The 12,796-nt window shown below is 71.9% G+C and carries 10 protein-coding genes and 1 other RNA gene; 10 read left to right on the top strand and 1 reads right to left on the bottom strand.

Annotated features, from left to right (window positions below; all coding sequences use genetic code 11):
- The first annotated feature begins 73 nt into the window (after positions 1-73).
- The 7 genes from ftsX (at position 74) to ACH4J0_RS20945 (ending at position 8,317) form a co-directional block, all read left to right on the top strand.
- Positions 74-985, top strand: a complete 912-nt coding sequence (gene ftsX / locus ACH4J0_RS20975) for a permease-like cell division protein FtsX (RefSeq protein ID WP_396242033.1) — start codon at positions 74-76, stop codon at positions 983-985.
- 113 nt (positions 986-1,098) lie between these two features.
- Positions 1,099-2,235: a S41 family peptidase gene (locus ACH4J0_RS20970; protein WP_396242032.1), complete on the top strand. Its 1,137-nt coding sequence runs from the start codon at positions 1,099-1,101 to the stop codon at positions 2,233-2,235.
- Between the two features lie 63 nt (positions 2,236-2,298).
- Positions 2,299-2,775, top strand: a complete 477-nt coding sequence (gene smpB, locus ACH4J0_RS20965; protein WP_350741094.1) for an SsrA-binding protein SmpB — start codon at positions 2,299-2,301, stop codon at positions 2,773-2,775.
- Positions 2,776-2,861: 86 nt separating this feature from the next.
- Positions 2,862-3,243, top strand: a transfer-messenger RNA (tmRNA) gene (gene ssrA, locus ACH4J0_RS20960).
- Between the two features lie 162 nt (positions 3,244-3,405).
- Positions 3,406-5,709, top strand: a complete 2,304-nt coding sequence (locus tag ACH4J0_RS20955) for a HelD family protein (protein WP_396242031.1) — start codon at positions 3,406-3,408, stop codon at positions 5,707-5,709.
- Positions 5,710-6,056: 347 nt separating this feature from the next.
- Entirely contained in the window at positions 6,057-7,526 is a 1,470-nt protein-coding gene (locus ACH4J0_RS20950; protein ID WP_396242030.1) for an NAD-dependent malic enzyme, read from the top strand.
- 509 nt (positions 7,527-8,035) lie between these two features.
- Positions 8,036-8,317 (top strand): HU family DNA-binding protein, encoded by a 282-nt coding sequence (locus tag ACH4J0_RS20945; protein WP_188304146.1) that lies wholly within the window; start codon positions 8,036-8,038, stop codon positions 8,315-8,317.
- 84 nt (positions 8,318-8,401) lie between these two features.
- On the opposite strand, the gene murA is transcribed toward ACH4J0_RS20945, so the two are convergent.
- Entirely contained in the window at positions 8,402-9,742 is a 1,341-nt protein-coding gene (gene murA, locus ACH4J0_RS20940) for a UDP-N-acetylglucosamine 1-carboxyvinyltransferase (RefSeq protein ID WP_030283988.1), read from the bottom strand.
- Between the two features lie 299 nt (positions 9,743-10,041).
- On the opposite strand from murA, the gene ACH4J0_RS20935 reads away from it, so the two are divergent.
- The 3 genes from ACH4J0_RS20935 to ACH4J0_RS20925 all read left to right on the top strand — a co-directional run bounded on the left by ACH4J0_RS20935 (position 10,042) and on the right by ACH4J0_RS20925 (position 12,761).
- On the top strand, positions 10,042-10,635 hold the full coding sequence (locus ACH4J0_RS20935; protein ID WP_396242029.1) for a YqgE/AlgH family protein: 594 nt from the start codon (positions 10,042-10,044) through the stop codon (positions 10,633-10,635).
- A gap of 74 nt (positions 10,636-10,709) precedes the next feature.
- Positions 10,710-10,988 (top strand): DUF3039 domain-containing protein, encoded by a 279-nt coding sequence (locus tag ACH4J0_RS20930; protein ID WP_030283993.1) that lies wholly within the window; start codon positions 10,710-10,712, stop codon positions 10,986-10,988.
- An 84-nt stretch (positions 10,989-11,072) separates the two neighbouring features.
- Positions 11,073-12,761 carry a beta-N-acetylhexosaminidase gene (locus ACH4J0_RS20925; protein WP_396242028.1) on the top strand — a complete coding sequence of 563 codons (1,689 nt, stop codon included), beginning with the start codon at positions 11,073-11,075 and terminating at the stop codon, positions 12,759-12,761.
- Positions 12,762-12,796: the final 35 nt, after the last annotated feature.

Here is a 12,796-nt window from a genome sequence, read left to right as displayed (position 1 = left end):
CCAGCGCTGACCCCGTGGGGCCGCCGGCCCGACCGCCAGACCGCGCAGTACCGACCCTGGAGTTGTTTCCCGCATGCGTGCCCAGTTCGTCCTGTCGGAGATCGGTGTGGGTCTCCGACGCAACCTGACCATGACCATCGCGGTCGTGGTCAGCGTCGCGCTCTCCCTCGCCCTCGCCGGTTCCTCGCTCCTGGTCCGCGACCAGGTGAACTCCATGAAGGGGTACTGGTACGACAAGGTCGAGGTGAGCATCTACTTCTGCACCAAGGCGGACGCCCGCAACTCGCCGCAGTGCGACAAGGGCGCGGCCACCGACCAGCAGGTCCAGGACATCAAGGACCAGCTGGACAAGATGAGTTCGGTGGTCCAGTCGTCCACCTACGAGAGCTCCGCCGAGGCGTACAAGCACTGGAAGGAGATGAACCCGGACAACCCGCTCATCTCCGTCCTGGGCCCGGACGCCATGCCGCAGTCCTGGCGGGTGAAGCTCAACGACCCGACCAAGTACGACGTCATCCAGAGCGCCTTCGCGGGCAAGCCCGGCGTCAAGTCGGTCGAGGACCAGCGGAAGATCCTGGAGAACCTGTTCGGCCTGCTCAACGGCCTCCAGACGGCGGCGTTCGTGATCATGGTGCTGATGCTCTTCGTCGCGTTGCTGCTGATCGTCAACACCGTCCGGGTGTCGGCGTACAGCAGGCGGCGTGAGACCGGCATCATGCGCCTGGTCGGCGCCTCGAACTTCTACGTCCAGATGCCGTTCATCGCCGAGGCCGCGTTCTCCGCGCTGCTCGGTGCGGCACTGGCGTCCGGGCTGCTGATCGGCGGGCACTTCTTCGTCCAGAACTGGCTGGCCGACCGGGTGCAGTTCATCCACTTCATCGGCCTCAGCTCGGTGCTGGCGGTGATCCCGCTGCTGGTCGTGGTCGGTATGGGCATGGCCGGCATCGCGGCGTTCTTCACGCTGCGCAAGTACCTCAAGGTCTGATCCCCGCAGGTTCCTCCGGCCCCGTACGGCACTGCGCCGTACGGGGCCGGAGCCGTTCCGCGCTCCGCCGTTCCGACCCGCCGCGCGCGGCGCGGTGTCTACACTCCGGTGCCATGCTGCAAACTCCGCGCAGGGCGCGTCAGGTGGCGGCCCTCAGCCTGGTGTTCGGCGCCGTGCTGCTGGCCGGCGCCGCCACCGGTGCCTGGGGCGACCCGAGCGACCAGCCGCGCCGCGCCTCCGCCGACCTCGCCCCGGCCCCCGCCGGGCCCCCGGCGGACCCGTCCGGCAAGGCGCTGTCCGAGCAGCAGGCCGAGCACCTGCTCGCGGCCGGCGGCGACCGCTGGGGGGCGTACTACAGCGCCCAGGAGTACGCCGAGTTCAGCCAGGGCCTGGACGGCCGCTACCCCGGGGTCGGCCTGTCGGTCGGCCGCGGCGAGGACGGCGTCACCGAGGTCTCCCAGGTCACCCCCGCCGGACCGGCCGCCCAGGCCGGGATCGCCCCCGGCGACCGGCTGCTGCGGATCGGCCAGGACCAGGCCGACCGGCTGCCGGTCACCGAGGTGGTCGCCCGGCTGCGCGGGCAGGGCGACGAGCGCCGGGCCGGCTCCGAGGTCACCCTGACCGTGCGGCGCGGCGACGGGCAGGTGCGCGAACTGCGGCTGAAGAGGGTGCTGTTGGACAGCCGCCAGGTCACCGCGGAGCACCTGGACCGGGGCGTGCTGCGGATCACCGTCCGGGCCTTCACCAGCGGCGTGGCCGACCAGGTGCGCACCGCGCTGCGCGCCCCGCACACCGGCGTGGTGCTCGATCTGCGCGGCAACTCCGGCGGGTTGGTGGACGAGGCGGTCGGCACCGCCGGGAGCTTCCTGGACGGCGGGCCGGTCGGTTCCTACCAGGAGCGCGGGGAGAAGCGGGAGTTGACCGCCCCGCCCGGCGGCGACGGGCGCACCCCGCTGGTGGTGCTGGTGGACGGCGGCACGATGAGCGCCGCCGAACTGCTCGCCGGTGCCCTCCAGGACCGCAGCCGCGCCGTGGTGGTGGGCTCGCGGACCTTCGGCAAGGGCACCGTCCAGCAGCCCAGCAGGCTGGCCGACGGCGCCGTGCTGGAGATGACCGTCGGCCGCTACCACACCCCGGCCGGGCGCTCCCTGGACGGCACCGGTCTGACCCCGGACGTCCCGGCCGGCGCGGGGGAGGACGCCGGCGCGCTGGCCCTGCGCGTCCTCGCCGGGCTCGGGACCCGGTCCTGATCCGCCGGACGGGCCCTAAAGCAGCTGACCGATCCGGCGCCGAAGTGCGAGAATGTCCGCGCTATGGCAAAGGAAACCGGACAGAAGCTGATCGCGCAGAACAAGAAGGCGCGACACGAGTACACGATCCTCGACACCTACGAGTGCGGCCTCGTCCTCACCGGCACCGAGGTCAAGTCGCTGCGGGAGGGGCGCGCCAACCTGGTCGACGGCTACGCCTACATCCAGAACCACGAGGCCTGGATCGACAACGTCTTCATCCCCGAGTACACCCAGGGGACGTGGACCAACCACGCGGCCCGGCGCAAGCGCAAGCTGCTGCTGCACAAGCTGGAGATCCGCAAGATCGAGACCAAGGTCCGCGACGCGGGCCACACCCTGGTCCCGCTGTCGCTGTACTTCAAGGACGGCCGGGTCAAGCTGGAGCTCGCGCTCGCGGTCGGCAAGAAGCTGTACGACAAGCGCCAGACGCTCCGCGAGAAGCAGGACACCCGCGAGGCGGCCCGCGCGGTGGCGGCGGCACGGCGGCGCCAGCGTTAATCCGCTGGACCCTCGCCCGTCGCCTCGCGTACTATGGCGCAAGCAACACGGACGGTCGACGTCCGAGCTGTTTCTCAAAAAAACATGGGGATGATCGGTTTCGACAGGGGATGTTGAAACAGGGGAAGCGAGCCGAGGAACGCGGCAATGATCTCGTTAACCACGTGTCGCAAAAAAATAATCGCCAACTCTAAGCGCGATTCCCAGCAGTTCGCTCTCGCTGCCTAATAAGCACCGATAGCGCTTGGGTGTCAGACCGGGGAGTTCCCGACCCGGACCCTGGCATAATCTAGGGAACTCAACCGTCCGCCCGGGCTGCGGGGGTGGATGGGAAATCAAACAGCAGCTGGGCCTGTTGGCGGCTTGTCCGTGTGACCGCCAGGGCCGAGAAAAGCACAGCGGACTGCGCTCGGAGAAGCCCTGAATTAACTCCACTGGACCCGGGTTCGATTCCCGGCATCTCCACCACCCCATGTTCACACCGAAGGCCGTCCACCGCTCGCGCGGGGGGCGGCCTTCGAACTTTTGCCGTACCGGTGCGGCGCCTCCGCCCGCCCGGGCGTAGGATCATCCGTCCGCTCGTTTTCCGGAGCCGGATTCCGCCGCAACCCCGCCGCAAACCCCGAGGCCATGCAGAGCAACACGGACACCACCCCCACCGCCGATCACGAGACCGTCCGCGAGCGCGAGATCGCCGGTGAGCAGCAGCACCTCGACACCGTCTACCACCGGCTCGAGGAGAAGCTCGCCGAGGCCGAGTACATCCTGGAGGACGCCGCCAAGCGGGTCCACGTCGGCACCCCCGGCGCCCTCGCCGAGCGCGACGCCCAGGTCTACCGGGCCGGCGCGCACCTCCAGCGCCTCAACAACGAGTTCGAGGACTTCCTCTTCGGCCGGATCGACCTCCAGCAGGCGGACGCCCCGGAGGAGCACGGCATCCCGTCCGACACCCCGCTCGACCCGGCCGACCCGGCCGTCGCCGAGACCCTCCACATCGGGCGCCTGGGCGTGCTGGACGCCGAGTACGGCCCGCTGGTGATCGACTGGCGGGCGCCCGCCGCCGCGCCGTTCTACCGCGCGACCCCCGTGGAGCCGGGCCGGGTGATCCGCCGCCGGGTGATCCGCTCCAAGGGCCGCAAGGTGATCGGCGTCGAGGACGACCTGCTGCGTCCCGACCTGACGCCGACCCTGGACGGCGAGGAGCTGGCCGTGGTCGGCGACGGCGCGCTGATGGCCTCGCTCGGCCGCGCCCGCAGCCACTCGATGCGCGACATCGTCTCCTCGATCCAGAAGGAGCAGGACGAGGTGATCCGCGCCGCCGCGGCCGGCGCCACGCTCGTCACCGGCGGCCCCGGCACCGGCAAGACCGCCGTCGCCCTGCACCGCGCCGCGTACCTGCTCTACCAGGACCGCCGCCGCTACGCCGGGGGGATCCTGGTCGTCTCGCCCACCCCGCTGCTGGTCTCCTACACCGAGGGCGTGCTGCCCTCGCTCGGCGAGGAGGGCCAGGTCGCCATCCGCGCCGTCGGCTCGCTGGTGGACGGCATCGAGGCGGGCACCTACGACACCCCGGAGGCGGCCCGGGTCAAGGGCTCGGCCCGGATGGTGCAGCTGCTGCGCCGGGCCGCCCGGGCGGCGCTGGAGCTGGGCGCCCCGCAGGAGCTCAAGGTGGTCGCCCGCGGCGAGGTGCTGAAGCTGGACGCGGGCCGGCTGCGGGCCGTCCGCGGCAACGTGGTGGGCTCCGGCGGCACCCCGCTGAACCTGCTGCGCCCGCGCGCCCGCCGGCTGCTGCTGGACGCCCTGTGGCAGGAGGCCACCCGGCACCTGCCCAAGCCCACCGACCACTACGCCCGGGAGCAGCGCCAGGAGGAGAAGGAGGCCTTCGACGACTACGTCTCGGACGAGCCGTCGTTCCTGGACTTCCTGGACGCCTGGTGGCCGGCCCTGAGCCCGCGCCGGGTGCTCGGCACGCTCAAGCAGACCCGGCACACCAACCGGATCGCCCGCCGCGCCGTCACCCCGGACGAGGCGAGGCTGCTGGCCGCCTCCTGGCGCCACCTGTCGCCGGAGGGCGGGGGCGCGCTGTCGGCCCACGACGTGGCGCTGGTGGACGAGCTGCAGGTGCTGCTCGGCGAGCCGGCCCGTCCGAAGGTCCGCGAGGTGGACGCGGTGGACCTGCTGAGCGGCCTGGAGGAGGTCACCACCTTCGCCGACCGCAGCTCCCGCCAGCGCGACCGCCAGCCGGTGGAGCGCAAGGAGTACGCCCACGTCATCGTGGACGAGGCCCAGGACCTCACCCCGATGCAGTGGCGGATGATCGGCCGGCGGTCCCGGATGGCCACCTGGACCATCGTCGGCGACCCGGCGCAGTCCTCCTGGCCGTTCCCGCAGGAGGCCCAGGCCGCGCTGGACGAGGTGCTGGCCGGCAAGCCGCGCCGCCGCTTCACGCTGACCGTCAACTACCGCAACCCGGCCGAGATCGCCGAGGTCGCGGCCAAGGTGCTGGCGCTGGCCGCGCCGGGCACGCCCTCGCCGAGCGCGGTGCGCCACGTCGGCGTGGAGCCGCGCTTCGCCGCCGTCACCGACCCCGCGCCGGAGGCCTTCGGCAAGGCCGCCCGGGCCGAGCTGGAGCACCTGCTGGGCGAGGTGGACGGCACCGTGGCGATCGTGGTGCCGATGGACCGCCGGGCCGAGGCGGCCGGCTGGGCCGAGGGCCTGGGCGAGCGCGTGGTGGCGCTGGGCAGCCTGGAGGCCAAGGGCCTGGAGTACGACGCGACGGTGGTCGCCGACCCGACCGGCATCGCGGGTGAGTCGGAGGCCGGCCTGCGGGTGCTGTACGTGGCGCTGACCCGGGCGACCCAGCGGCTGACCGTGCTGTCCGGCCCGGACGACCTGCCGGACGCGGCCGGCGTGCCCGCGCTGCTGCACGGCTGACCCGACCACGACGAAGGCCCCTCACCGGTGGTGAGGGGCCTTCAGACGTTTAGTACACCGACCCGCCATGCTCGCCTCGCGGCAAGTGGTCCCTCTAAGGGACGAAGGTTGGGCCCGGGGGCTTGGATCGAGCCGGTGCCTGTCCAATGTAACGCATCGGCCCGCAGAGGCAAGGAGTCGGCGGCGGAAGACTGCGGCCGGCCGGGCCCGGTTGTCGGATCCGCACACTCAATGAACGTTATTTCTGGCAACCCCTTGGAAGGTGCGACGATCGAGGTCTAGCATGCGCAGGCGATGCCTTCAACAAAATGTTGAGCCTGCGGGACAGACGGAAGAAGGAAGCGTCGATGGCGACGGTGCCCAGTGTCTCCAACTCGATCACGGTGCGACTGGAGGTCCCGGCCCGCGGCAACGCGGTGAGTGCGATCACCACGGCCGTGGAGTCCTCCGGCGGATCGGTGACCGGTCTCGACGTCACCGCCTCCGGCCTGGAGGCGCTGCGGATCGACGTGACCGTGGCCGCCTCCTCCGTGGCGCACGGCGAGGAGATCGTCGAGAAGCTGCGGGCGATCGACGGCGTCTCGATCGGCAAGGTCTCGGACCGCACCTTCCTGATGCACCTCGGCGGCAAGATCGAGATGTCCTCGAAGCTGCCGATCCGCAACCGTGACGACCTCAGCATGATCTACACCCCGGGTGTCGCCCGGGTCTGCATGGCGATCGCCGAGAACCCCGAGGACGCCCGTCGCCTGACCATCAAGCGCAACAGCGTCGCGGTGGTCACCGACGGCTCGGCGGTGCTGGGCCTGGGCAACATCGGCCCGGCGGCCGCGCTGCCCGTCATGGAGGGCAAGGCGGCGCTGTTCAAGCGCTTCGCCGGGATCGACGCCTGGCCGATCTGCCTGGACACCCAGGACACCGACGAGATCGTCGCCATCGTCAAGGCGATCGCCCCCGGCTTCGCCGGCATCAACCTGGAGGACATCTCCGCGCCGCGCTGCTTCGAGATCGAGGCCCGGCTGCGCGAGGCCCTGGACATCCCGGTCTTCCACGACGACCAGCACGGCACCGCGATCGTGGTGCTGGCCGCCCTCACCAACGCGCTGAAGGTGGTCGGCAAGGAGATCGGCGACATCCGCGTGGTGATGTCGGGCGCCGGCGCCGCCGGTACCGCGATCCTCAAGCTGCTGCTGGCCGCCGGCGTCGAGCACGCCACCGTCGCGGACGTCCACGGTGTGGTCCACCTGGGCCGTGACGACCTCAACGACAGCCTGCGCTGGATCGCCGAGCACACCAACCGCTCGGGCCGCACCGGCAGCCTCAAGGAGGCCGTGGCGGGCGCCGACGTCTTCATCGGCGTGTCGGCCCCGAACGTCCTGGACGGCGACGACCTGGCCACCATGGCCGAGCAGGCCATCGTCTTCGCGCTGGCCAACCCGGACCCGGAGGTCGACCCGGCCGTCGCCCGGCAGACCGCCGCCGTGGTCGCCACCGGCCGCAGCGACTTCCCGAACCAGATCAACAACGTGCTGGTGTTCCCGGGCGTCTTCCGCGGCCTGCTGGACGCCCAGAGCCGCACGGTCAACACCGAGATGATGATCGCCGCCGCCCGGGCGCTGGCCACCACCGTCGGCGACGACGAGCTGAACGCCAACTACATCATCCCGAGCGTCTTCCACAAGGACGTCGCCAAGACCGTGGCCGCCGCGGTGCGCGAGGCCGCCCTGGCCGACGCCCAGGAGCCCGTTCCGGCCCGTCCGACCCCCGGCATCGTCGGCACCCTCGACACGTCCGCTTTCCCCGTCGTCAAGCTCTGAGGACGGCCCCGACGACGTGTCGTCGATCGGTCAAATGTCCGATTGGCGCCCATACTCGCCCAAGCCCGCCCCGAACCCTTGCGACACAAGGGCGAGGGGCGTGTTTGGGCTTGTCGTGCCTAGGGCGTACGGTAGCCCTGCACGGGGCAGGCGTGTCCGACAAGTACGGAACGTCCCCCTGGTCTTCCGGCGTGTCGTCCCGACCGCCGCCCGCGCCGGTCCGCCGGAGCCGACGGAGCGTCACACCTCCAACGGGCGGGCTATGTTCGGGTGGCCCGGCCGGGGCCCGATTGGCTTTCTCGGGGCAGGTCGGGGCAGGATTCGTTCCCAGGCGGGCGGGCGGGCCTTTCGACGGCTCCGGCGCGCGGCATACGGGTACGGACCCGGCCTGCGACCACGCATTGCCTGCATGAGCACAGTGTGCGGACCTGCGGCCCATCCGGGTGCCCCCCGGTGGGAGCACCGATGGGCCCCCGCACACCGCAAGCGAACAGACCACAGGAGTACACATGAACCGCAGTGAGCTGGTGGCCGCGCTGTCCGAGCGCGCCGAGGTGACCCGCAAGGACGCCGACGCCGTTCTGGCCGCCTTCGCCGAGATCGTCGGCGAGGTCGTCGCCAAGGGCGACGAGAAGGTCACCATCCCCGGTTTCCTGACCTTCGAGCGCACCCACCGCGCTGCCCGCACCGCCCGCAACCCGCAGACCGGCGAGCCGATCCAGATCGCGGCCGGCTACAGCGCCAAGGTGAGCGCCGGCTCCAAGCTGAAGGAAGCCGCCAAGGGCGTCTGAGTCACCCCTTGAACGCCCGAGAGGCCGGGCTCCCCGCGGGGAGCCCGGCCTCTCGGGCGTCGTGGCCTGTCCGGCGGCCGGCCGTTACGCGTCGACCAGCTGCTCGCTGGGCAGCTCGACGTGGGCGCCGAGGTCCCGCAGCTTCTCCATGAAGTTCTCGTAGCCGCGGTTGATCAGGTCGATGCCGTGCACGGTCGAGGTGCCCTCGGCCGCCAGCGCCGCGATCAGGTACGAGAAGCCGCCGCGCAGGTCCGGGATGACCAGCTCGGCGCCGATCAGCTTGGACGGGCCGGAGACGACCGCGGAGTGCAGGAAGTTGCGCGCGCCGAAGCGGCACGGGGTACCGCCCAGGCACTCGCGGTAGAGCTGGATGTGCGCGCCCATCTGGTTCAGCGCGCCGGTGAAGCCCAGGCGGGACTCGTACACCGTCTCGTGCACGATGGACAGCCCGGTGGCCTGGGTCAGCGCGACCACCAGCGGCTGCTGCCAGTCGGTCTGGAAGCCGGGGTGCACGTCGGTCTCCAGGGCGATGGCCTTGAGCTCGCCGCCCGGGTGCCAGAAGCGGATGCCCTCGTCGTCCACCTCGAAGGCGCCGCCGACCTTCCGGAAGGTGTTGAGGAAGGTCATCATCTCCAGCTGGCGGGCGCCGCGGACGTAGATGTCGCCCTTGGTGGCCAGTGCCGCGCAGGCCCAGGAGGCGGCCTCCAGGCGGTCCGGCAGGGCGCGGTGGGTGTAGCCGCCCAGCTCGTCCACGCCGGTGATCAGGATGGTGCGGTCGGTGCCCAGGGTGATGATCGCGCCCATCTTCTGCAGCACGCAGATCAGGTCGACGATCTCCGGCTCGATGGCCGCGTTGCGCAGCTCGGTGACGCCCTCGGCGAGGACGGCGGTGAGCAGCACCTGCTCGGTCGCGCCGACCGAGGGGTAGGGCAGCTCGATCTTGGTGCCGCGCAGCCGCTGCGGGGCGACCAGGTAGGTGCCCTGCGGGTGCTTCTCGATGGTGGCGCCGAACTGGCGCAGCACCTCGAAGTGGAAGTCGACCGGTCGGCCGCCGATGTCGCAGCCGCCCAGGCCCGGGATGAAGGCGTGGCCGAGGCGGTGCAGCAGCGGGCCGCAGAACAGGATCGGGATCCGCGAGGAGCCGGCGTGGGCGTCGATGTCGGCCACGTTGGCGCTCTCGACGTGCGAGGGGTCGAGGATCAGCTCGCCGTCCTCGTCGCCGGTGCGCACCGTCACGCCGTGCAGCTGCAGCAGGCCGCGGACCACCTTGACGTCGCGGATGTCCGGGACGTTGCGCAGTCTGCTGGGGCCCTGGCCGAGGAGGGCGGCGACCATGGCCTTGGGAACCAGGTTCTTCGCACCGCGGACGCGGATCTCGCCTTCGAGCGGGTTTCCGCCGTGGACCAGCAGGACGTCGTCGGTCATCGTTCTCGCAATCCGGGGTGCCAGAGGAATGGGAACGGCTCCGGTACGGAGCCGCTGGTGGACCGGTGGTACGGGCGTACGGGCGCGTTCGGGCCCCCGGAGAATCCGAGTCGGCACCGTAGAGGGGCGTCCACCATCCGTAGATGGTAGTAGGCGTGCCGATGGTTCCCGTGAGCCTCTCCCGTGATGGTGCTCTCTCCGCCCCCGCTCACGCCCGCCGGTTCGGCCGTACGGGTGTTCGTCCGGCGTGGCGGGGTTTCGAGTGTTGCGGTGTCCGACCGGTGCCGTTCTGCGGGATCATGTGTGGCATGACGGCGGCCCATTCGCACGGAGGCCGGTTTCACACCGGCCGTCTGCTCGTCGCGACGCCCGTGCTCACCGACCCGAACTTCGCCCGCGCGGTGGTACTGCTCCTCGACCACGACGCCGAGGGGGCGCTCGGCGTGGTGCTCAACCGGCCCACGCCGGTCGAGGTCGGCAGCGTGCTGGACGGCTGGAGCGGACTCGTCGGCCAGCCCGCGGTGGTCTTCCAGGGTGGGCCGGTGGCGCTGGACTCGGCGCTCGGCCTGGCGGTCGCCCCGGGGGAGCCGGGCAGCGGCGAGCCGCTCGGCTGGCGGCGGGTGCACGGCGCGATCGGCCTGGTGGACCTGGAGGCGCCTCCCGAGGTGCTGGCCGGGGAGCTGGGGAGCCTGCGGATCTTCGCCGGGTACGCCGGCTGGTCCCCCGGCCAGCTGGAGACGGAGCTGGAGAGCGGCGCCTGGTACCTGGTGGACTGCGAGCCCGGGGACGTCTCCAGCCCCGAGCCGGAGCGGCTGTGGCGCTCGGTGCTGCGCCGCCAGCGCGGCCCCCTGGCCCTACTGGCGACCTACCCGGACGACCCGACGATGAACTGAGCGGCCGCCCCGCTGACCCGGGCCGCCGCGCGACACTGGCCCGGTTTCCGGGGGCGCCCATAGACTTGGCACCTATGAGCACTCTTGAGCCCGAGCGCGGCCTCGGCACCGGCACCCTGGTCGAGCCCGTCCCGCAGGTGTCCCACGGGGACGGCGACCACGAGCGCTTCGCGCACTACGTCCAGAAGGACAAGATCATGGAGAGCGCGCTCTCCGGGTCCCCGGTCGTGGCGCTGTGCGGCAAGGTGTGGGTGCCCGGGCGCGATCCGAAGAAGTACCCGGTCTGCCCGATGTGCAAGGAGATCTACGACGGCATCGGCAAGCCGCAGGGCGGCGACGGCGACAAGCAGTAACCGTCCGCGGGACGCCGTTTTGCATAGCACCGCGTTTCCGAAGTGGTCTATGCCAATCGTGGCGGCCCTGGGCAGGATGTCGGAATGGACCTCATTCCCGCACCTTCGAGTGCCGTCCGGCGCCCGGACGAGGACTTCCCGCTCGACGCCACCACCACGCTGACCGCTCCGCCCGGCCTGGCCGACGCCGAGCGGTGGCTGCGCGGCACGCTGTCCGCGGCCACCGGGCTCCCGCTCGGTCCGGGCCGACCGGGCACGGGCATCGAACTGGTGCTGGACGACACCCTGGCCGCCGAGGCGTACCGGATCACGGTGCGCCCCGGCCACGCCCTGCTCGCCGCGGGCGGCCCGGCCGGCGCGCTGTGGGCCGCGCAGACCCTGCGGCAGCTGCTCGGGCCGGACGCGTACCGCCGTTCCCCGCTGCGCCGGGAGGGCTGGGTGCTGCCCGGCGCGGACATCGCGGACGCGCCCCGGTTCGGCTGGCGCGGCGCGCTGCTGGACGTCGCCCGGCACTTCCTGCCCAAGTCCGACGTGCTGCGCTTCGTCGACCTGCTGGCCGCGCACAAGCTCAACGTGCTGCACCTGCACCTGACCGACGACCAGGGCTGGCGGGTGGAGATCAAGCGTTACCCCAGGCTGACCGGGCGCGGCGCCTGGCGGGAGCGCTCGATGGTCGGCTACCGCTCCGCGCAGCGCCGGGACGACCGCCCGCACGGCGGCTACTACACCCAGGACGACCTGCGGGAGATCGTCGCCTACGCCGCCGCGCGCGGGGTCACCGTCGTCCCGGAGATCGACGTGCCCGGCCACACCCAGGCCGCCGTCGCCGCCTACCCCGAGCTGGGGAACACCGACGTGGTGGACACCGCCGCGCTCGGCGTCTGGACGGACTGGGGGGTGAGCCACCACGTGCTCAACGCCTCCGAGGAGACCCTGCGCTTCTTCGAGGGGGTGCTGGAGGAGGTCCTGGAGCTGTTCCCGTCCGAGTTCGTCCACCTCGGCGGGGACGAGTGCCCCAAGGAGCAGTGGAAGGACAGCGCCGCCGCCCAGGCCCGGATCCGCGAGCTGGGCCTGGCCAACGAGGACGAGCTGCAGAGCCACCTCATCCGGCACTTCGACCGCTGGCTGGCCGAGCGCGGCCGCCGGCTGATCGGCTGGGACGAGATCCTGGAGGGGGGTCTCGCCATCGCCACCACGCCGCAGGGCGCGCCGGAGGCAGGAGCGTCGGCGTCGGGCACCGAGCACCCGGAGGCGTGGGGGCGGTCACGCGCCGCCGTGTCGTCCTGGCGCGGGTTCGGCGGGGGGATCGCGGCCGCGCGGGCCGGGCACGACGTGGTGATGTGCCCCGAGCAGCACGTCTACCTCGACCACCGGCAGGCGGACGGGCCGGACGAGCCGATCCCGGTCGGCTTCGTGCGCACGCTGGAGGACGTCTACCGCTTCGAGCCGGTCCCGGCGCAGCTGGACGAGGCCGCCGCCCGGCACGTCATCGGCACCCAGGCCAACCTGTGGAGCGAGTTCGCGGACAGCGCCCGGGACCTCGACTACCGGGCCTTCCCCCGGCTGGTCGCCTTCGCCGAGGTCGCCTGGTCCGAGCTGCCCGCCGAGCCGGCCGAGCGCGACTATCCGGGCTTCGAGCGGCGGCTGCGCGGTCACCTGGAGGTGCTGGACGCGCTGGGCGTGGAGTACCGCCCGGTGGACGGCCCGCATCCCTGGCAGCGCCGTCCCGGGGTGGCGGGGCGGCCGATCGAGGGGCCGCCGCCGGTGCGCTGAGCCGGTGCTCCGGTGCGCCGATGCGTCCACCGGGA

Source organism: Kitasatospora sp. NPDC017646, from assembly GCF_044329365.1.
Taxonomy (GTDB): Bacteria; Actinomycetota; Actinomycetes; order Streptomycetales; family Streptomycetaceae; genus Kitasatospora.
Note: the sequence above shows the minus strand (reverse complement) of the source record. Positions and strands in the feature narration are given on the sequence as shown.

Bases quoted from the DNA above. Each gene is read 5' to 3' on its own strand.
- ftsX (WP_396242033.1), top strand. From the start codon at position 74: ATGCGTGCCCAGTTCGTCCTGTCGGAGATCGGTGTGGGTCTCCGACGC.
- ACH4J0_RS20970 (WP_396242032.1), top strand. From the start codon at position 1,099: ATGCTGCAAACTCCGCGCAGGGCGCGTCAGGTGGCGGCCCTCAGCCTG.
- smpB (WP_350741094.1), top strand. From the start codon at position 2,299: ATGGCAAAGGAAACCGGACAGAAGCTGATCGCGCAGAACAAGAAGGCG.
- ACH4J0_RS20955 (WP_396242031.1), top strand. From the start codon at position 3,406: ATGCAGAGCAACACGGACACCACCCCCACCGCCGATCACGAGACCGTC.
- ACH4J0_RS20950 (WP_396242030.1), top strand. From the start codon at position 6,057: ATGGCGACGGTGCCCAGTGTCTCCAACTCGATCACGGTGCGACTGGAG.
- ACH4J0_RS20945 (WP_188304146.1), top strand. From the start codon at position 8,036: ATGAACCGCAGTGAGCTGGTGGCCGCGCTGTCCGAGCGCGCCGAGGTG.
- murA (WP_030283988.1), bottom strand. From the start codon at position 9,742: ATGACCGACGACGTCCTGCTGGTCCACGGCGGAAACCCGCTCGAAGGC.
- ACH4J0_RS20935 (WP_396242029.1), top strand. From the start codon at position 10,042: ATGTGTGGCATGACGGCGGCCCATTCGCACGGAGGCCGGTTTCACACC.
- ACH4J0_RS20930 (WP_030283993.1), top strand. From the start codon at position 10,710: ATGAGCACTCTTGAGCCCGAGCGCGGCCTCGGCACCGGCACCCTGGTC.
- ACH4J0_RS20925 (WP_396242028.1), top strand. From the start codon at position 11,073: ATGGACCTCATTCCCGCACCTTCGAGTGCCGTCCGGCGCCCGGACGAG.